18 protein-coding genes are annotated in these 19,430 nt (G+C 71.3%); 11 read left to right on the forward strand and 7 right to left on the reverse strand.

The window, feature by feature from the left end; all coding sequences use genetic code 11:
- Positions 1–32 precede the first annotated feature (32 nt).
- The 7 genes from OHB49_RS27285 to OHB49_RS27315 all read left to right on the forward strand — a co-directional run bounded on the left by OHB49_RS27285 (position 33) and on the right by OHB49_RS27315 (position 11,638).
- Positions 33–2,789 (forward strand): alpha/beta fold hydrolase, encoded by a 2,757-nt coding sequence (locus OHB49_RS27285; RefSeq protein ID WP_329163705.1) that lies wholly within the window; start codon positions 33–35, stop codon positions 2,787–2,789.
- Positions 2,786–3,661: an ABC transporter permease gene (locus OHB49_RS27290; protein ID WP_329163707.1), complete on the forward strand. Its 876-nt coding sequence runs from the start codon at positions 2,786–2,788 to the stop codon at positions 3,659–3,661. Before OHB49_RS27285 ends, OHB49_RS27290 begins: the two co-directional genes overlap by 4 nt.
- Positions 3,662–3,800: 139 nt before the next feature.
- Positions 3,801–5,414, forward strand: coding sequence for a vWA domain-containing protein (locus OHB49_RS27295; protein ID WP_329163709.1), 1,614 nt, complete (start codon positions 3,801–3,803; stop codon positions 5,412–5,414).
- A 112-nt stretch (positions 5,415–5,526) separates the two neighbouring features.
- Positions 5,527–5,997 (forward strand): anthrone oxygenase family protein, encoded by a 471-nt coding sequence (locus OHB49_RS27300; RefSeq protein ID WP_329166642.1) that lies wholly within the window; start codon positions 5,527–5,529, stop codon positions 5,995–5,997.
- Between the two features lie 162 nt (positions 5,998–6,159).
- Complete coding sequence (locus OHB49_RS27305) at positions 6,160–7,470, forward strand: sensor histidine kinase (protein ID WP_329163711.1); 1,311 nt, start codon at positions 6,160–6,162, stop codon at positions 7,468–7,470.
- On the forward strand, positions 7,470–8,102 hold the full coding sequence (locus OHB49_RS27310) for a response regulator (RefSeq protein WP_030977123.1): 633 nt from the start codon (positions 7,470–7,472) through the stop codon (positions 8,100–8,102). Before OHB49_RS27305 ends, OHB49_RS27310 begins: the two co-directional genes overlap by 1 nt.
- Positions 8,103–8,608: 506 nt before the next feature.
- Positions 8,609–11,638, forward strand: a complete 3,030-nt coding sequence (locus tag OHB49_RS27315) for a SpoIIE family protein phosphatase (protein WP_329163713.1) — start codon at positions 8,609–8,611, stop codon at positions 11,636–11,638.
- Positions 11,639–11,797: 159 nt separating this feature from the next.
- Here OHB49_RS27315 and OHB49_RS27320 read toward each other — a convergent pair whose 3' ends face one another.
- From OHB49_RS27320 to OHB49_RS27340, 5 genes are all read right to left on the reverse strand, one after another.
- Positions 11,798–11,971, reverse strand: a complete 174-nt coding sequence (locus OHB49_RS27320; protein ID WP_329163715.1) for a hypothetical protein — start codon at positions 11,969–11,971, stop codon at positions 11,798–11,800.
- 166 nt (positions 11,972–12,137) lie between these two features.
- The gene (locus OHB49_RS27325; RefSeq protein ID WP_329163717.1) at positions 12,138–13,229 is read right to left on the reverse strand and encodes an ABC transporter ATP-binding protein; all 1,092 of its coding nucleotides are present in this window, start codon (positions 13,227–13,229) and stop codon (positions 12,138–12,140) included.
- Complete coding sequence (gene modB, locus OHB49_RS27330; RefSeq protein ID WP_030977129.1) at positions 13,226–14,083, reverse strand: molybdate ABC transporter permease subunit; 858 nt, start codon at positions 14,081–14,083, stop codon at positions 13,226–13,228. Before modB ends, OHB49_RS27325 begins: the two co-directional genes overlap by 4 nt.
- Positions 14,080–14,910 carry a molybdate ABC transporter substrate-binding protein gene (modA, locus tag OHB49_RS27335; protein WP_329163720.1) on the reverse strand — a complete coding sequence of 277 codons (831 nt, stop codon included), beginning with the start codon at positions 14,908–14,910 and terminating at the stop codon, positions 14,080–14,082. The genes modB and modA overlap by 4 nt, the downstream gene beginning before the upstream one ends.
- The gene (locus tag OHB49_RS27340) at positions 14,910–15,032 is read right to left on the reverse strand and encodes a hypothetical protein (protein WP_267881603.1); all 123 of its coding nucleotides are present in this window, start codon (positions 15,030–15,032) and stop codon (positions 14,910–14,912) included. The genes modA and OHB49_RS27340 overlap by 1 nt, the downstream gene beginning before the upstream one ends.
- 184 nt (positions 15,033–15,216) lie before the next feature.
- Here OHB49_RS27340 and OHB49_RS27345 point away from each other — a divergent pair, with 184 nt between their 5' ends.
- On the forward strand, positions 15,217–15,681 hold the full coding sequence (locus OHB49_RS27345; RefSeq protein WP_329163724.1) for a molybdopterin-dependent oxidoreductase: 465 nt from the start codon (positions 15,217–15,219) through the stop codon (positions 15,679–15,681).
- 187 nt (positions 15,682–15,868) lie between these two features.
- Here the strand turns inward: OHB49_RS27345 and OHB49_RS27350 are convergent, their stop codons facing one another.
- Together OHB49_RS27350 and OHB49_RS27355 are read right to left on the reverse strand one after the other, a co-directional pair.
- Complete coding sequence (locus OHB49_RS27350) at positions 15,869–16,264, reverse strand: TOBE domain-containing protein (protein WP_313937349.1); 396 nt, start codon at positions 16,262–16,264, stop codon at positions 15,869–15,871.
- Between the two features lie 175 nt (positions 16,265–16,439).
- On the reverse strand, positions 16,440–16,964 hold the full coding sequence (locus OHB49_RS27355) for a hypothetical protein (protein WP_329163726.1): 525 nt from the start codon (positions 16,962–16,964) through the stop codon (positions 16,440–16,442).
- 858 nt (positions 16,965–17,822) lie between these two features.
- Between OHB49_RS27355 and OHB49_RS27360 the strand changes: the two genes are divergently transcribed.
- From OHB49_RS27360 to thyX, 3 genes are all read left to right on the forward strand, one after another.
- On the forward strand, positions 17,823–18,167 hold the full coding sequence (locus OHB49_RS27360) for a hypothetical protein (RefSeq protein ID WP_329163727.1): 345 nt from the start codon (positions 17,823–17,825) through the stop codon (positions 18,165–18,167).
- 222 nt (positions 18,168–18,389) lie between these two features.
- Positions 18,390–18,587, forward strand: coding sequence for a hypothetical protein (locus OHB49_RS27365; protein WP_030977141.1), 198 nt, complete (start codon positions 18,390–18,392; stop codon positions 18,585–18,587).
- A 64-nt stretch (positions 18,588–18,651) separates the two neighbouring features.
- Positions 18,652–19,416, forward strand: a complete 765-nt coding sequence (thyX, locus tag OHB49_RS27370) for an FAD-dependent thymidylate synthase (protein WP_051878126.1) — start codon at positions 18,652–18,654, stop codon at positions 19,414–19,416.
- The last annotated feature ends 14 nt before the right edge of the window (positions 19,417–19,430 follow it).

Consider the following 19,430-nt stretch of genomic DNA (forward strand, 5'->3'; position numbering starts at 1 on the left):
GGGAGCGCGGGACGGGCGCTTAGGGTCGAGACATGCAGACCCCTGACTCCCGATGGCGCCGATGGACCCGCGGACGCGGCCGGTGGGCGGCGGCCCTGGCCGCGCTCGTCGTGCTGGCGGGCGCCGGCACCTGGACCGCGGCGGCCGACGACAGCGCGCCCGCGGTGCACCGCGAGGACCGGATGATGCGGGTGGACGGGGTGTCGATCGACACCTCGTACTTCACGTCCGGGGGTTCGGAGCGCCGGCCCGCCGTGCTGATAGGGCACGGCTTCGGCGGCTCCAAGGACGATGTGCGGGCGCAGGCCGAGAAGTTGGCCGGTGCCGGTTACGCCGTCCTGACCTGGTCGGCCCGCGGGTTCGGAAAGTCCGGCGGGGAGATCTCGCTCAACGCACCCGGCCGCGAGGTCAAGGACGTGTCCGGGCTGATCGACTGGCTGGCCCGCAGGCCCGAGGTGCAGCTGGACGGCAAGGGCGACCCGCGCGTCGGCGTCACCGGCGCCTCGTACGGTGGCGCGGTCTCGCTCCTCGCCGCCGGGCACGACAAGCGCGTCGACGCGATCGCACCGGTGATCTCGTACTGGAACCTCGCCGACGCGCTCTTCCCCGACGGGGTCTTCAAGAAGCTCTGGGCGGGGATCTTCATCACCTCGGGCGGCGGCTGCGACAAGTTCGAGAGGCAACTGTGCGACATGTACGAACGGGTCGCCGTCTCCGGGAAGCCGGACGCCGCCGCCCGTGCCCTGCTGACCGACCGCTCCCCGGCCGCCGTCGGCGACCGCATCAAGGTGCCCGCGCTCATCGTGCAGGGACAGACCGACTCCCTCTTCCCGCTCGGTCAGGCCGATGCCATGGCACACACCATCAGCGGGAACGGCGCACCCGTCTCCGTCGACTGGATCGCGGGCGGGCACGACGGCGGGGACCTGGAGAGCGGTCGGGTCGAGAACCGGATCGGGTCATGGTTCGACCGGTACCTGAAGGAGGACAAGGGCGTCGACACCGGGCCCCGCTTCCGCGTCACCCGTACCGGAGGCATCGACTCCACCGATGGGGCCGCCCTCCAGCGCGGTGCGAGCAGCGACCACTACCCGGGACTGTCGAGCGGCGGCCGGCAGATCGCGCTCACGGGCACGGGAGGCCGACAGGAGATCACGGGCCTGGGCGGGAGCAGCAGTCGGGGCGGCACTCAGGACGACGCGAACGGTGGCGCACAGGACGGCGCCTCCGCCGGTCTGCGGACGCAGACCTTCCGGAACCCGGCCGGCGCCAACCCGCCCGCCATCTCCGCCGTCCCGGGCGTCGGCGGCGGACTCGCCCAGCTCTCCACCCTCGGCGTCGGACTCTCGCTCGACTTCCCCGGCCAGTACGCCCGCTTCGACTCCGCACCCCTCGGCACATCGATGCGCATCACCGGATCACCCACCGTCCGCGTGAAGGTGACGGCCGGGCATGGCGATGCGGTGCTGTTCGGCAAGGTGTACGACGTGGCGCCGGACGGGCGGCAGCAGGTGCTGCCCGCCCAGCTCGTCGCCCCCTACCGGATCACACCCGCGCAGCAGAACAAGACCGTCGAGCTGACCCTGCCCGCCGTCGACCACGCGCTCGACGCCGGACACCGGCTCCGTCTGGTCCTTTCCGCCACCGACCTCGGCTACGCCTCACCGGCCGAGCCGACCTCGTACACCGTCTCCCTCGTCGGCCCGCTGACCGTCCCCACCGCACCCGCGGTGAGGACCGCGTCGGCCGGGCTGCCGTGGTGGACCTGGGGACTTCCCGCCGCGGCCGCCGTCATCGCTCTCGCGCTGCTGCTCACCGCACGCCGCCGCACCGCGACCCCGGCCCCGGACCCGGCGCTCGCCGACGTCCCCCTCCAGATCACCGGCCTGTCCAAGAAGTACGCCAGGTCCGCCGACAGGTACGCGGTCAAGGACCTGTCCTTCCGCGTCGAGAAGGGCCAGGTCCTCGGGCTCCTCGGACCGAACGGGGCGGGGAAGACCACCACCCTGCGCATGCTGATGGGCCTCATCGGCCCCGACGGCGGCGAGATCCGCGTCTTCGGACATGCCATCCGGCCGGGCGCGCCCGTGCTGTCCCGGGTCGGGGCGTTCGTCGAAGGGGCGGGCTTCCTGCCGCATCTGTCCGGGCGGGCCAACCTGGAGCTGTACTGGCAGGCCACCGGACGCCCCGCCGAGGACTCGCACATCGAGGAGGCCCTGGAGATCGCCGGACTCGGCGACGCGCTGGCCCGCGCGGTGCGGACGTACTCGCAAGGCATGCGGCAGCGGCTCGCCATCGCCCAGGCCATGCTGGGCATGCCGGACCTGCTCATCCTCGATGAGCCGACCAACGGCCTCGACCCGCCCCAGATCCGCGAGATGCGCGACGTGATGATCCGGTACGCGGCCGGGGGCCGGACCGTCATCGTCTCCAGCCATCTCCTCTCCGAGGTCGAACGGTCCTGCACCCACCTGGTGGTCATGGACCGCGGCCGGCTCGTCCAGGCGGGCCCGGTCGCCGAGATCACCGGCTCCGGCGACACGCTGCTGATCAGCACCGCGGCAGAGGTCGCCGAACCGCTGGTCGACAAGGTCGCCGCGCTGCCGGGCATCGGCTCCGCGGTCCGTACCGACGACGGGCGCGGGCTGCTCGTACGGCTCGACGGCGACACCTCGTCCTCCGTGCTGATCGCCGAACTCGTCCGGCTCGACGTGCCGTTGACCGGTGTCGGACCGCACCGCCGCCTGGAGGACGCGTTCCTCACCCTGATCTCCGGAGGCTCCGCATGAGTGCCGCAGTCGATGTCACCGACGCCGCCGAAGCCCGCGGATACCGGGCGCGGCGCACCCTGCCGCTGCGCGTCGAGGCCGTACGGCAGCTGCGCAGGCGCCGCACCCTGCTGATGGGCGGGGTGCTGGCGGCCCTCCCGTTCATCCTGATCATCGCGTTCGCGATCGGCGGCACCCCGGACTCCCGGGGCGGCGGCGACCGCCTCACGCTGATGGACACGGCGACCGCGTCCGCCGCGAACTTTGCCGCGACCTGCCTGTTCGTCTCCGCCGGATTCCTGCTCGTCGTGCCGGTGGCGCTGTTCTGCGGGGACACCGTCGCCTCGGAGGCCAGTTGGTCGTCGCTGCGCTATCTGCTGGCGGCGCCCGTCCCCCGGGCCAGGCTGCTGTGGAGCAAACTCGTCGTGGCGCTCGGCTTCGGCCTGGCCGCGATGGTGCTGCTGCCACTCGTCGCTCTGGCCGCGGGAGCCGCCGCATACGGCTGGGGGCCGCTCCAGCTCCCCACCGGGGGCGCGCTGGCGACCGGCGACACCGTGCCCCGGCTCGCGCTCGTCGTCGCGTTCATCTTTGTGTCCCAACTGGTCACCGCCGGACTGGCGTTCTGGCTGTCGACGAAGACCGACGCCCCGCTGGGCGCGGTCGGCGGCGCGGTCGGGCTGACCATCGTCGGCAATGTGCTCGACGCCGTCACCGCACTCGGTTCCTGGCGTGAATTCCTCCCCGCGCACTGGCAGTTCGCCTGGGCGGACGCACTCCAGCCCGACCTGGAGTGGGGCGGCATGGCAAAGGGCGCGGCGATCTCGGTGACGTACGCCCTGATCCTGTTCGCGTTCGCCTTCCGGGGGTTCAGTCGTAAGGACATCGTGTCCTGACCTTGATGTTCCGAGGCGATTCGCGGCCTTCGCGCCCGCCGTTGCCGCATCGAGATTCATCCGCAACGTCTTCGTCTGCTCCTTGACGCCGTCCCGCACGTCACATTCACAAGTGCTGACACGACGTTGGGGGCAGGGAATGGAACGCCGGACGTACAGAGGGACATACGCAAGGACGCTGGGTCTGCTTCTGGTGGGCGGTGTGCTGCTCACCGGCTGCGGGGGCGGGGGGAGCACGAACGACTCGGCGGTCGACCGCGCGAGCGGAAAGCGAGGGACGAGCGAGGGCGGGCAGGTCGCGCCCGCGCCGGCCCCCGGTGCGTCGGACGACGGCGCGCAGAACGCGGAGGACGGGCGGCAGAAGCCCGTGGCGCCGGACTATCTGTCCACGTTCGCGCTGGACGTGGACACCGCCAGTTACGGGTACGCGCGCCGCAAGCTCGCCGACGGCGAACTGCCGGGAGCGGAGACTGTACGGCCCGAGGAGTTCGTCAACAGCTTCCGCCAGGGCTACCGGCGGCCGGCCGGCAACGGCTTCTCGGTGACGGTCGACGGAGCCCGGACGGACACCGGCGGAGGAGACGGTGCGCGGGCCGGCGACTGGTCGCTCGTACGCGTCGGTCTGGCCACCCGGGTCGCGGAGGAGCACGGCGAACGCCCGGCCGCCGCGCTCACCTTCGTGGTCGACATCTCCGGATCGATGGCCGAACCCGGCCGCCTCGACCTGGTGAAGAGGTCCCTCTCCCTCCTCACCGACGAACTCCGCGACGACGACTCCGTCTCCCTGGTCACCTTCAGCGACGAGGCGAAGACCCTGCTGCCGATGACCCGGCTGCGGGACCACCGCGGAAGGATCCATGACGCCGTCGACTCCATGGAACCCACCGACTCCACCAATGTGGAAGCAGGCGTCCGGCGCGGTTACGAGGAGGCGGTCGACGGCCACCGCGAAGGCGCCAACAACCGGGTCGTCCTGCTGTCCGACGCCCTCGCCAACACCGGCGAGACCGACGCCGACGCCATCCTCGAGCGGATCGACGCCGCCCGCCGCGACTACGGCATCACCCTCTTCGGCGTCGGCGTCGGCAGCGACTACGGCGACGCGCTGATGGAACGCCTCACCAACAAGGGCGACGGCCACACCACGTACATCGCTGACGAGGCCCAGGCGCGAAAGGTCTTCGTCGACCAGCTCCCCGCCCACATCGAACTGCGGGCGCGCGACGCCAAGGCCCAGGTCGCCTTCGACCCGAAGACCGTCCGGCAGTTCAAGCTCATCGGCTACGAGGACCGGAAGGTCGCCGACGACGACTTCCGCGACGACAGCGTGGACGGCGGCGAGATCGGCCCCGGCCACACGGTGACGGCGCTCTACGCCGTACGGCTCCGCGACGGCGCAGCCGGACATGTGGCGACCGCGACGGTGCGCTGGCTGGACCCGAAGACGCGGGCGCCGCACGAGCGGTCCGGATCGGTCGAGACCGGCGCGATCGACGGCAGGCTTTGGGGCGGCGACAGCGGCAGGCGGCTCCAGGTGGCCGCGGTGGCTGCGTACTTCGCGGAGGATCTGCGTGGCAGCAAGCTGCCGGGTCAGCCGGGGCTCGGTGAACTCGCCGATCGAGCGGCGGAGTTGGCGACCGAAACGGAGGACAGCTCGGTCCGGAAGCTGGCGACCGCGATCGCCCGGGCGGACGGGCTCAAGGGCGGCAGCGGATCGGACGGCGGGGGGCAGCAGGAGGGCGAGATGGACTGACCGCGGGAGAGCCCGGAGGGCAGCGAGCCGGGGTGGCCAAGTGGTGGACAAGGGGGTGGGGCTGGGCGGCGGCCTTGCGGAAATGGCACCGCACAGCCCGCCCCGCCACGCCATGATGTGGGCCATGGCCTCCCTGCTGCTCGCACTCGCCGCCGCCACCACCGGCCTCTACGCCGGCTTCCTGTTGTGCTTCCTGACCGGGATCATGCCCGGCCTCAGACCGCTGCCGGACGACCAGTTCGCCGCCGCCATGCGCAGCTTCAACGAGAAGGTGCCGAGGCCGGTGTTCCTCGTTCTCTTCCTCGGGGTGATCGCCTTCCCGGTCGCCGCCCTCGTCGTACCGGTCGATGGCCGGACCTCCGCCGAGGGCGGTCTCGTCGTGGGCGCTCTGGCCTGCGCGGTGCTCAGCCATCTCGTCACCGTGAGCGGCAACATCCCGCTCAACTCGGCACTCGCGGCAGCCGAGGACGGCGACGACAGCGCGGCCCGCCGGGCCTTCGAGTCCCGCTGGAACACCCTCCACCGGATCCGCACCGTGCTGTCGACGGGTGCGTTCGCGCTGCTGGTCGCCGCGGCCGTGTAGGGCAGGCCCCGGGGCCGTCCGGCGGATCAGGGCCGGGGCCGCGGCGTCCGGAACATCCCCCAGGTCATCCGATCCCCCGCAGCGGAGGTAGGGCCGGCCCTACCTCCGGGACTCCGGCAGCACGGATGGTCCGGACGGATCGACGTCTTCTACGGTGAGGCCATGCGCCCCCGGAATGTGTGGCAGGCCCTGGCGAGCCCCCGCTATCTGCTGTCGTCCTGGCCCTGGCGGTCGGCCGGATACCTGCTGAGCGGGGCCCTCGCAGGCATCCTCGTACTCGTCGTGATCACGCTTGGCGTGGTGCTCGGCGGCGTGCTCTCCCTCGTGGCCGTCGGACTGCCGCTGCTGGTCCTGACGGCTCTCTGCGGTATTCCGGTGGGAGCCATGGAGCGGGGCAGGCTCCGCCTGATCGACCGGTTCCCGACGCCCGATCCGCACCGGCGGCCGGCCGAGCCGGGCCTGTGGAGCTGGCTGACGTACCGCTACCGGGAACAGGCCACCTGGCGGGAACTCGGATACGCGCTGCTGCTCGCCGTGGTCCTCTGGCCGCTCGACGCCCTTGCGCTCGCGGCCTGTGCGGCCGTCCCGCTGTCGCTGATGTCCACCCCCGCGGTGATGCAGCTGTACGGGAACGGCGAAGAGGCCCGCGTGGTGAAGCAATGGACGGTCACCGGCTGGCCCGAAGCCTTCGCCACCGCGGCGGCCGGTCTCGTACTCCTCGCACTCGGCTGCTGCGTCCTCGGCCTGCTGGCCGGAGCGCAGGCCGAACTGACCCGGCTTCTGATCGGCGACCGTCGAAGCGAGTTGGGTGACAGGGTCACCGAACTCACCAGATCCCGCGTCCGGTTGGTCGACGCATTCGAGGCGGAGCGCCGCCGCATCGAACGCGACCTCCACGACGGGGCCCAGCAGCGCATCGTCGCACTCACCATGACCCTCGGACTCGCCCGCCTCGACGCCCCGCCCGGCCCTCTCGCCGACCAGCTGGCCAAGGCTCATCACGAGGCGGGCCAGGCGCTCGCCGAACTGCGCGAGCTGATCCACGGCATCCACCCCAAGGTGCTGGCCGACTACGGCCTGGAGGCGGCTGTCTCCGACGCAGCCGACCGCTCGCCGACACCCGTCGACCTGGACCTGGCCCTGCCCGACCGGTACCCGGAAGCCGTCGAGGCGGCCGCGTACTTCGTGGTCTGCGAGGCCTTGGCGAACATCGCCAGGCACAGCGGCGCGAGCCGCGCCGAAGTGACGGGCGGCCACACGGCGGGCCGGCTGTTCCTGGAGGTCCGCGACGACGGCCGCGGCGGGGCACGCACCGGCAGCGGAGGAACGGGACTCACCGGCCTCGCCGACCGGGTGTCCGTACTGGATGGCAGACTTGCGCTGTCCAGCCCGCCCGGCGGCCCGACCCTCTTGCGCGTGGAGATTCCTTGCGTTCCCTGCCTTCCCTGCGAGCGGACCGATCACTCCGTGTAGTGCTGGCCGAGGACAGCGTGCTGCTGCGCGAGGGCCTCATCGGACTGCTCACCCGCTGCGGCCATGAGGTCGTCGCCGCCGTCGGTGACGCGGAAGGGCTCCTCGCGGCGGTCGCCGCGCACACGCCGGACGTTGTCGTGACCGATGTCCGGATGCCGCCCGGCTTCCAGGACGAGGGACTGCGAGCGGCGGTGCGGCTCCGCGCCGAGCAGCCCGCTCTGCCGGTACTGGTGCTCAGCCAGTATGTGCAGCGTACGTACGCCGCCGACCTCCTCGACTCGGGCGACGGCTCCGGCGTCGGCTATCTGCTCAAGGACCGGGTCGGTCAGGTCGAGGAGTTCGTCGACGCCCTGCGGGAGGTCGCCGACGGCGGCACGGTCGTCGACCCGGAGGTCGTACGCCAACTCCTGCGCCGCCGCCGCGATCCGCTGGAGCGGCTCACCGCCCGGGAGCGGGAAGTACTGGCCCTGGTGGCCCAGGGCAGGTCGAACGGGGCGATCGCCGCAGAGCTGGTGGTCTCCGAGGCCGCGGTGGGCAAACACATCGGCAACATCCTCGCCAAGCTGGACCTGCCACCGGCCGACGAGACGCACCGCAGGGTCCTGGCGGTGCTGGCGTTCCTGCGCGCGTGACCCGACCCCTGGCCGGACCGGTTCGCCCGGCGACCGGGAAAGCGCGCCCACCAGGTCAAAGCGGCTCGCGTGCCCAGCAGTTGCGAAGCCCTTCGGCTTCCCGTTCGCCAACTCCTGCGTCCACCACTACTTGGGCCACCGCGACTGCACAGCGGCCGGGACGGTCGGCACCGACAAGGCCCGCGGCGGGAGCGCCTCCTGCGCCGACCTCGAGCGGGCTGCGCGGCGTACCCGGGTGCCGGGAGCTGCTGCGACGCGACGGCCCGGACCTGCTACCGGGCCGTCGTCAGCCCGGCCGCACGACAGCGGCCGACGCCGCGTAACCCTCGCGGAGGTCGTCCCGGTGAGGGGCGGCGCGGCCTCGCAGCAGGCGGTGCCGCCCATCGGCGTCTTCGGCGGGGAGATGGCTCAGCGGTACGCATGGGCGACTCGTCAGTACACTGAAAAGGAAATACCACTCAATCCGGGTGTCCTGCCCTACGCGGGTTCGCGGAGGGAAGTGAGCGATGGCTGAACAGCTCCTCATGGACGAGGCCGGCGCGGCGCGACTTCGGATGATCATTGAAGCAGGTGCGGAACTCAGGGGTGCCGATCTGCTGAATTTCGCGCTGGAACACGCGGTGACGGAGGCGGGTGGCCTGGGCGGAATGGTGCATGTGCGGGGCCCCGGAGGCCGGGGGCTGCTGCTGATGGCGAGCAGCGGACTGGTCCGCACCGTCGCCCAGGACTGGGAAGAGATCGAGGAGCACGGCGAGACCGCGCCCGCCCGGGCGGTGACCGGCGGCGTATCGGTGTGGACGCCCGCAGCCGATGAGGACCGGGGCCGTTCCCCGGAAGGCTCCGCGGCCGAGCCCGGCACGCAGGGCGACTCACCGGACAGCACACACGAATCGGCCCCCGGAGACACTGTCGGCCACCACCCCCACGGCTCCGCCCCCTGGTCCCCCACCTCCGCGCTGCCCGACGGCAGTGGGCTGCTGGCCGTTCCGCTGCTCACCCCGGGCGGGGCGGCCGGCGCACTGTCCGTGCTCACTGTCGGCAAGGGGCAGCCCACGCCGTGGCAGCGCGGGGCCGTCGAGGTGCTGGCCGCCTGGGCCGCCCTGCGGCTGCGGGACCAGTGGACGGGGTCGGACCGGACCGAAGCCGGTCGGCTGCGCGAGAGGCCGCCCGGCTCGCGGCTGAAGGAGCCGTCCGCCACCCTGCTGCGGCAGGCGCTGGAAGCTCTCAAGATGGGTTCCTGGGAGTGGGACCTGGCCACCGGGGAGCAGGTGTGGGACGAGTCGACCCTCACCATCCTCGGCATGGAGGGGGAGTCCACGAAACAGACTTTCGAGACGTGGACCCAACTGGTCCACGCCGACGACCTGCCCTGGCTGCTCGTCGAGATCGAGCAGGCGATCCGCAACCGCCGGGTGTCCGCTGTGGAATACCGGATCTGCCGCTCGGACGGGACGGCGGGCTGGGTCAGCTCGCGGGGCCGGGTCCTGCCGGGGGAGGACGGCCGGCCCGCCCGCATGGTCGGCACGGTGTGGGACACCACCGAGAGCCGGATCGCCCGGGACTCGGTGAGTCGCGCGCTGCTGCACATGAGTGAGGCGTTCTTCGCGGTGGACAGCGGGTGGCGGATCACCTTCGTCAATGTGGAGGCGGAGCGGTTCCTCGGCGCCTCGCACGACCTCCTCGGCCGGATCCTGTGGGACGCCCTCGCCGGGATCGGCGTCGACGCCGTGGAACTCGGCCTGGAGGCGGCCTACCGGCGGGCCGCCGAAAGCGGCACACCGGGCGGGTTCGACGTGCGGTGGCCGACCAACCGGCGCTGGTACCACATGCGGCTGGTCCCGGTGCCGGACGGCCTGACGGTGTACGCCGCCGATGTCACCGAGATCCGGTCGCAGGAGGCGGAGTCCGCCACGGCGGAACGCGTCTCGGCCGACCGCACCGCCCGCATCACCGAGCTGACCAGCGCGCTCGCCGAGGCCCTGACCATGCAGGACGTCGTGAACGCCACCGCCGCGCGGGTCATGGCGCCGTTCGGCGCCTCCGGCCTCGTCTTCCATCTCATCGAGGACGAGATGGTGCGGGTCGCCGGGGCGGTCGGATACCCGCAATCGTTTCTCGACCGGGTCGACGGGGTGCCGGTCATCGACATCACCCCGGTCGACGAGGTGCACCGCACCAGGGCGCCGACCTTCATCGACACGGCGGAGGAGTACGTCGAGCGCTATCCCGACAGGGTCGACTCCCCCGCGGCGATCAACAAGTCCGCCTGGGCCTTCCTGCCGCTGATCGTCTCCGGACGTTTCATCGGGTGCTGCGTCATGTCCTTCACCGAACCGCGCCACCTCAGCGGGGAGGAGCGGGCGCTGCTCATCACGCTCAGCGGGCTGATGGCGCAGGGCATCGAACGCGCCCGGCTGTTCGACGCCGAGCACACCAGGGCCCAGGAGCTCCAGCGAGGTCTGCTGCCGGTGGTTCTGCCCACGCTTCCGGCCGTGGCCGCCGCCGCCCGCTATCTGCCCGCCAACGAGGGCGTCGAGGTCGGCGGCGACTGGTACGACGTGATCCCGCTGTCCGGCGCCCGGGTGGCGCTGGTCATCGGCGATGTGATGGGACACGGCCTGTCCCAGGCGGCCACCATGGGCCGGCTGCGCACCGCCGTGCACACGCTCGCCGATCTCGACTTCGCGCCCGAAGAGCTCCTCAACCGCCTCAACGACGTGGTCAACGACCTCGGTGACGACTTCTACGCGACCTGCCTGTACGCCGTGTACGACCCCGTCACCCGCACGTGCACGTTCGGCTCCGCCGGACACCCCCCGCCGGCGGTCGTGCATCCGGACGGCACCACCGAGTTCCTCACCCGCCCACCGGACCCGCCGCTGGGCGCCGCTCTGCCGCCGTTCGAGACCACCGAAGCGGTCCTGGAGGAGGGCAGTCTGCTCGTGCTCTACACGGACGGGCTGATCGAATCCGCAACCCGGGACATCGACCGGGGCATGTCCCACCTGACGAAGGCGCTGGCCACCGCCGCTGCCGCCGTGCAGGACCAGGACGAGGCGGCATCACTGGAGCGGCTCTGCGACGACATCCTGGCCGAGCTGCTGCCGGGCCAGCAGCTCACGGACGACGCCGCGCTGCTCGTCGCCCGCACCCGCGCGATACCCGCCGAGTCGATCGCCGGCTGGGTCCTCTCCGACGGCCCGATCGCCGCCCAGGAGGCCCGCAACCACGTCCGGGACCAGCTGGCCGACTGGCAGCTCGACGAGCTCGCCATGACCGCGGAACTCCTGGTCAGCGAGCTGGTCGGGAACGCCGTCCGGTACGGCCGAAGCCCCATCGGACTCCGGCTGCTGCGCGCGGAGGGCCTGATCTGCGAGGTCTCCGACGGCAGCCTGACCACGCCCCGCATCCGGCACGCCACCGAGACCGACGAGGGCGGCCGCGGCCTTCAGCTGGTCGCCGCGCTCGCACAGCGCTGGGGCGCCCGCTACACGGCCACCGGCAAGTGCATCTGGACCGAACAGCCGGTGCCCTGACCGCCGTTCCTTCAGTCGGGCGCGGGCCTGCAGCGATCCGACCTTCGAACGCAGGACGCCTTCGAACGCAAGAACGCCCCCGAGGGGGCCCGTACCGTGGCCCCTCAGGGGGTGCGCCGACACCGCGGTCTCCGGGTGGCGGTCGACCGCTGGAGATGATCAGTTGTGGCCGAACTTTCGCTGCTTCCTGTGGGACACCGGCTCCGATATCGAGCGCACCGTGTCGGGCGTGACCGTCGTCTGCGGCTGCTGCTCCTTCGTCTCCGCAGCAGCGGTGCGTTCATGGCCGCCACTGCGGGCACCACGGTTCTGCCGGCTCTGTTTCTTGCTCACGATCGTGCCTCCTGTTAGCGGCTGTCGTTCTCGGGAAATAGGCCACTATCAGATTCGCATGTAAGTACGAACGTCGCATTTCGGGCACGGCTGTGCGCCATGCCGGCGGGCCGGTCCGGATCACCACCGGATGCCGTCGGGCGGCCCCATCGAGGCTGCGCCGTGGTCAGGCGGGATAGGCGTGTGTCTGGGCCGCTTTGACCGTTGCCCAGACCGTGGCGCCCGGGTGGAGGTCGAGCTCGGCCGCGGCGACCGTGGTCAGGTCGGCGGCGAGGGGGAGTTCGCCGGTGAGGTCCGCGCGGATCTGATCGCCGTGGGTTTCCAGGCCGGCCACCTCGCACCGCCACAGGTTGCGCGCACTGGAGCCGGTGGGGCGGTCGCGGTACAGAGTCACGGCGCCCGGCGGGAAGGCGACGAAGGCGGGGCCGGTGAGGTCCTCCGTGGTGGTGATCGCGGGTCCCGCGTCGAGCCGTACGGTGTGGCCTTCGGCCCGCCCCTTGTAGAGGTTCAGGCCGACCAGCTGGGCGATGTAGTCCGTACGCGGATGACGGGCGATGTCGGAGGGGGCGCCCTCCTGGACGATGCGGCCGTGCTCGATGACGACGAGCCGGTCGGCGAGGACCATGGCGTCCAGCGGGTCGTGCGTGACCAGCACGGCGACTGCCTCGAACTCGGTGAGGTGGCGGCGCAGTTGAGCGCGCACATCCAGACGGGTGCGGGCGTCCAGTGCGGCAAGCGGTTCGTCGAGCAGCAGCAGCCGGGGGCGGGTGGCCAGGGCGCGGGCCAGGGCGACGCGCTGGGCCTGGCCACCGGAGAGGCGGCGGGGTCTGGCGCCGGCATGGTCGGCGAGGCCCATGCGGTCCAGCCACTGCGCGGCCTGCGCGCGGGCCTCGGCCTTGGACGCGCCCTGGCAACGGGGGCCGAAGGCGACGTTGTCCAGGGCGGAAAGGTGCGGGAAGAGGAGATAGTCCTGGAAGACCACGCCGACCGGGCGGGACTCGGGCGGCGTACGGTCCAGCGAGGCGCCGTCGAGGCGCAGATGACCGCCGGTGAGCGGGGTGAGCCCGGCCAGCGCGCGCAGCGCGGTGGTCTTTCCGGCACCGTTGGGCCCGAGCAGCGCGACGACGTCACCGGGCGCGGCGGTCAACGCCACGTCGAGCCGGAAGGAACTGCGCTCCACGACGAGACGGGCGTCGAGGCCGTCGCCGCGTACGGCGTCGGACACGGGGCCGGCGGTGGCGCTGTCGATGTGGGTCATGACGCCGTCATCCAACGGTCCCGCAGCCCGGCCAGCACCGCGATCGACACGGCCAGCAGCACCAGACTGAGCGCGATCGCCGCGGCCGGGTCGCTCTGCAACGCCAGGTAGACGGCCAGCGGCATCGTCTGTGTACGGCCCGGGAAGTTGCCCGCGAAGGTGATCGTCGCGCCGAACTCGCCCAGCGCGCGCGCCCATGCCAGCACCGAGCCGGCCGCGATGCCGGGGGCGATCAGCGGCAGGGTGACCCGGCGGAACGCGGTGAAGCGGGAGGCGCCCAGGGTCGTGGCGGCCTCCTCGTAGCGAGGGTCGGCCGCCCGCAGTGTGCCCTCCACGCTGATGACGAGGAACGGCATCGCGACGAACGCCTCCGCGACCACGACCCCGGCCGTGGTGAACGGCAGAGTGATGCCGAACCAGGAGTCCAGCCACTGTCCCACGACGCCGTTGCGGCCGAGGGCCATCAGCAGCGCCACACCGCCCACCACCGGGGGCAGGACGAGCGGCAGGGTCACCAGGGCGCGTACGAGGCCGCGTCCGGGGAAGTCCGTACGGGCCAGCAACCAGGCCAGCGGCACACCGACGACCAGGCTCACCGCCGTGGCCGCGGTGGCGCAGACCAGGGACAGCTGCAGCGACTGCCAGACCTCCGTACTGGTCAGCTGGTCGGGCAGGCTGCGCCACGGCGCCCGTACGAGCAGCGCGACCAGGGGCAGCAGCAGGAACGCCAGGCCGATCAGCGCGGGCACCAGCAGCGGAAGCGGAACCCCCGCGCGGCGGCGCCGGACGCGCCCGCGCCGCGGCCCGCCCGGGAGGGGCTCGACCGCGGCGTCGGACTTGTCGAGCGAGGTCACGGCTTGAGGAACCCGGCCTCGGTCAGGACCTTCTGGCCCTCGGCGGACTGCACCAGTTCGATGAACGCCTTTGCCGCGTCCGCGTTGGGCGCGTCCTTGAGCAGGGCGATCGGGTAGTCGTTGACGGCGTCGGCCGACTCGGGGAACTCCACGCCCTCCACCTTGTCACCTGCCGCCTTCACGTCCGTCTTGTAGACGACCGCGGCGTCGGCCTCCTTCAGCTCCACCTTGGTCAGGGCGCTCTTGACGTCCTGCTCGTACGAGACGGGGGTGAGCTTCAGATCGCTGGCGTCGAGGGCCTTCTGCGCGGCGGCGCCGCACGGCACGGTCTTGTCGCACAGGACGACCTTGAGACCGGCCTTGGTGAGGTCCTTGAGGGAGGAGACCTTGTCGGGGTTGCCCGGCAGGGTGGCGATCTCCAGCTGGTTGCGCACGAAGGTGGCCGGGGTGCCGGACGCGTCCTTCGCGTCGGTGACGATCGCCATGGTCTTGGGGCTGGCGGCGGCGAAGACGTCGGCCGGGGCGCCACCCGTGATGCCGGCGGCGAGGGTGTCGCTGCCGCCGAAGTTGAAGGTGACCTTCGTGCCGGGGTGTTCCTTCTCGAACTCCTCGCCCAGGGTCGTGAAGCTTTCCTTGAGCGAGGCGGCGGCGAACACCGTCACCGTGCCGGACAGCTTCTTCGACGAATCCGTGGGCGCCGAGGCGGACGAGTCCGACTTGGACGACGGCTCGTCGGACGAGGAGCAGGCGCTCAGTGCCAGCAGCGCAGCAGTACCTGCAACGGCCACCTGCAGGGTCCGGCGGGTCCGGCGTGCGGAACGGGTCATCACGGGTCCACTCCCTCTGATTCTTCTCTGTCCGGTCCGAGGATGATCCGGCGGTCCGGCTCGGCGTGCAGCCTGCCGCCGCCGACCCGGCGCCCGAGCGCGTCGTCACCGACGCCCGTCAAGGCAGCCGCCTCCCCGTCCGGTGGGCATGCACATGGGGATGATACTGCCGCAGATGCGAGGGGGAAGTCTCCTGTTGCATTGCATGAGCTGGACCGTTTGTGGACAGGGTGGGCATGTGCGTTTGTACGGGGCTGCGGTCCGGGTACCGTCATCCGGGGGAGGTGATGGCCAGTGAGCCGGCCCTTGACAGAACGGGTTGCCGATCCGGTGGCGGAGCTCGCCCTGACCGGCGACCTTGCGCGCCCGGCCCGGCTGACCGTGTCCGACCTGCTCGCCTGGCCCCAGCATCGCGCGCGGGTCAGCTTCGAGTGCGCCACCAGCGGCATCCAACATCACGGCTTCACGGGACCGCTGCTGCACGACGTCCTGTCCACCGCCGGCCCCGTTTTCGACCCGGCCCGGCGCAAGGACCGCCTTCGTTTCCTGATCGCCGTGACGGGCGCGGACGGTCACCACGCCCTCCTCTCCTGGGCGGAGATCGACCCGGACTTCGGCCGTGCCGCCGTCCTGCTCGCGGTCAGCATCGACGACGCCCCGCTCGACCGTGCCGGACCTCAGCTCGTGCTGCCTCAGGACCGCTGCGGGGCCCGGCACATCAGCGGCATCAACGCGATTCGTGTGGACGGTGGTTACACCTCGTGGACGTGACACCGCGAGAGGAACTCGGCTCGTGGACGTGAGACGGGCGAGAGGAGCCCGGCGAGCCCGGCCGATCCGGTGGGCGTCCTGGTCGCGGAGCACGTACCGCAGGAGGCACGCGGGGCGGGTGCACGTCACCCGGGCGGCCTCTGCTTCGTGACGGCGTGGTCCACGGGGGCCGCCCGTGAGCGCCGCGTCAGGCGCGGTCGATGTGCACGTTCGTCGACTTCACACGGGCGGTGGCCTCCATGCCGACCTCCAGGCCCAGCTCCTCCACGGCCTCCCGGGTCAGCAGCGAGACCAGCCGGTGCGGACCGGCCTGGATCTCCACCTGCGCCGCGATGTCACCGAGCTTCACGGCGGTGACGATGCCGGGGAAGGCGTTGCGGACCGAGGTGTACGAGGCGTCCTCCTCGCCACTTCCGGTCCTGGCGAGCTCCACGGAGAAGGCGGCCAGATCCTTGCCGTCGATGAGCCGCCGCCCGCCCTCGTCCCGGTGGGTCGCCACTCGGCCGGCATCCGCCCACCGCCGTGCGGTGTCGGGACTCACGCCCAGCAGCCGGGCGGCCTGGCCGATTGTGTAGGACTGCATGTGCGCCAACATAGGTGCACTCACCCGTGGGACCCAAACAGGCCCCGGGGTGCGCCGATCGGGCGCCGGATCTGTGATGTTGTCGCCGAGCAGCGATCCGCCCCGTCGACGGCCCCGGAAACCGGCTCCCTCCGTGGGGGCAATCGGACACCGGCCGCGCTGATCGTCCCGCACATCACCAGCTTGTCCCGGAACCTCGCCAGGTCCTGCGGGGACTGGCCGGGCAGGCCCGGACGAGCGCGGCGGTGTCGAGGTCGCCCTCGTTGAGTGCGACCACCCGGTCGGGGGCGCCGAAGAGTGCGGTCAGTGTTGCGGCCGCGGCGCTGACCTGGCCGAAGTCGTCGGTGGCGGTGACCTCGACGACGCCGGCGGCGGCAGGCGGCAGCGAGGACCAGCCGAGCTCCGTGGTCACGTAGGTGACCCGGTGGGTGGTGTGGTCGATGTAGTTCTCGTACGGGGCGTGCTCGTCGCGCCGGCGGTGCACGACCAGGATGTGCGGGCGGGTGTCGACGGCCGCGTGGTGGGTGGTGGTGCCGGGCGCGCGGCGCTGCCCCGTACGGCCCGTGCAGGCGGAGTCCTCGACCGGATCGCCTGTCGGGACGGTCGCCGGATGGATACGGAAGCCATCGGGTCTGCGACCGGCCGTCGAAATCGTCGTAGCCAACATCTGCGGGGTGAGCGTCACCCTTTGCTCCGCCATGGTTCCTCCCGGTTCGTGAAGGGTCCGCCTCGGTCGGAGGTGACTCTTCCGTCGGCTCCAGAGGATCGGAACCATCAGAAATATGACGCCGCACAGTCATGAAGGCAGCGGCCGGTTCAGATCCCTGCAGTTGCAAGCTTGTGACCCTTTCGAGGCCCGACCACCCGGCGCAGAGTCGTTCTGGGCAGCACAGCCCGACGGAAAACGACCGCGGACAGGCGACTGTGGGGAAGGCCGGCATGACCAGAACAGCCGTGGTGACAGGGGCGAGCAGCGGGATCGGTGCGGCCTTCGCCCGACGCCTCGCCAAGGACGGGACCGAGGCCCGCCGTCACGGTCCGCGGACCGCAGGTCGGCGGCAGAACTCGGATCGCTCGCCGCCGACTGGTCGCGTCGCGGCACACGGCCGAGCACTTCCGCGCACTGCTCGACGAATGCTGCACCGGCGGTGCGCGGGACACGCTGGTGCGGAGGGCGGCGCCCAACTGCGCGCCGGCGGCGCTCGTGGCCAGCGCCTGGCTGCAGGGAATCAGCTCGCCGGCCGGGGCCGACGACCCCGCCGTTCTCCCGGCCGGCCGGCAGCGGGGCGCCCGAACTGCCGCAGCGTGCCCTCGGCATGGATCTGAACCGATGGTTCCTCACCGTCCCGCTCGACATCGATGAGCTGCCCGCCACCTCTCCAAGCCGGTCGGCGGTGCCGCGGTGCGGTTCCTCACCCCGCAACGGGGACAGGTCCGCGCGGTCGAGGTGGCCACCGAGCGAGGCGGGTCCCACAAGGGGAGACACCGCTGGTCTTCCTGACCGACGAACCGACCGACCGACGAACTGATCGGCCCACACCGTTGAAGGAGAAGAGAGTTGGAAACCAACGAGCACACCCTGAGCGCCGCCGCGCTCCTGGAGACCGCCCACAAGGCCGTCTCGCAGGGCTATCCCTGCGACGACCGGCTGGCACGCGCCGCGCTGCACCTCATCGAGTGCGCCACGGACGTCGTCATACGTCTGCCCGACCGTGACATCGACTCGGCGCGGGAGGCGCTCGGGCTGGCCCGCGCCGCGGTGGTGACCGCAACCTGTGCCGTACGGGAGATCCACGCACAGGCCCGGGAGACGTCCGAGCCGGTGTCGCTGCCCACCCCCGGGAGGCCGCCGGCCGGGTCCGCGCGTGGTCCGGGCCGGGTCTGCTGCGGCCTCGACCGGTAGCCGGGCGACCGTTCCGCCCAGGTCAGGAGCCCTGTCCCGTCCCCTCGAAGCCCCGCTGCCGCACCGCGGCAGCGGGGCTTCGGCGTGGGGGCGCATGTTCGTGCACTTGGTTTCGTACTTACGCACTGCACAAGTCTGACCTTATTGGGGGCCGCCTGTTTTCGAAGAATAGAGATGTGAGCGGGGGAGCCGCCCACAAACAACGAGAAGAGGAATCGAATTATGCGTAGCAACACGTTCCAGATGAAGCTTTCCACCACTCGCCGTGGGATTCAGTCCGCCCTGGTCGCTGCTGCTTCGGCGGTACTCGTCGCCACTGCGGTGGGCGTCGCGACCGCCGGTTCCGCCGTGGCCGACACGACCACTACGACGACCACCCCCACCACGAGCGCCTCGCCCGACGATCACGGCTGGGACTGAACAGGCATATTCCAGAAGCACAATATCGAGCACCGCTGAACAGAATCCATCGGAGGAACGTACGATGACGATCAGCCCGGCCCTTGAAGTCCACGCCCCCGACGCACCCGTCTTCGGTCCCGAAATCGAACTGCGCAGCCAGATCACCGTCGAGCTCGTCGACCACACCGCCTCCGACCTGGGAGTCGTACGCGCGGCGCGGGTCTCCACCGCCGGCGAGGCGGCGCACCGCGAGGAGCGCGGTGACGCGTATATCGGAGGTCTCATCCGGTATTTGATGCGCAGCCGTCACGGCAGCCCTTTCGAGCACAATTCGATGACCTTCCTGGTGCACGCGCCGATCTTCGCGATCCGCCACATGATGCGTCACCGAATGTGGTCCTTCAATGAGGAGAGCGCCCGCTACAAGGACCTCAAGAACGTGTTTTACGTGCCCGATCGCGATCGGGCGCTCAAACAGGAGGGGAAGCCCGGTCACTATCAGTACGTGCCGGGCAGCGAGGAGGACTACGAGCTGCTCTCCACCGCCACCAGTGAGGCGTACCGGTCCGCCTTCCGCGAATACCAGAAGATGCTCGATGCCGGAATCGCCCGCGAGCTGGCCCGCATGGTGCTCCCCGTGGCCACCTTCTCCACCGTGTACGCCACCTGCAACGCCCGCTCGCTGATGCACTTCCTCGGCCTGCGTACCAACCGCGCCGACGCCGCCTATGTGTCGCACCCGCAGCGGGAGATCGAGGTGGTGGCCGAGCAGATGGAGGACGAGTTCGCCCGGCTGATGCCGTTGACCCACGAGGCCTTCGAGAAGTTCGGTCGCGTCAGTCCCTGACCGGATCGCGATCC

Source organism: Streptomyces sp. NBC_01717, from assembly GCF_036248255.1.
Taxonomy (GTDB): Bacteria; Actinomycetota; Actinomycetes; order Streptomycetales; family Streptomycetaceae; genus Streptomyces.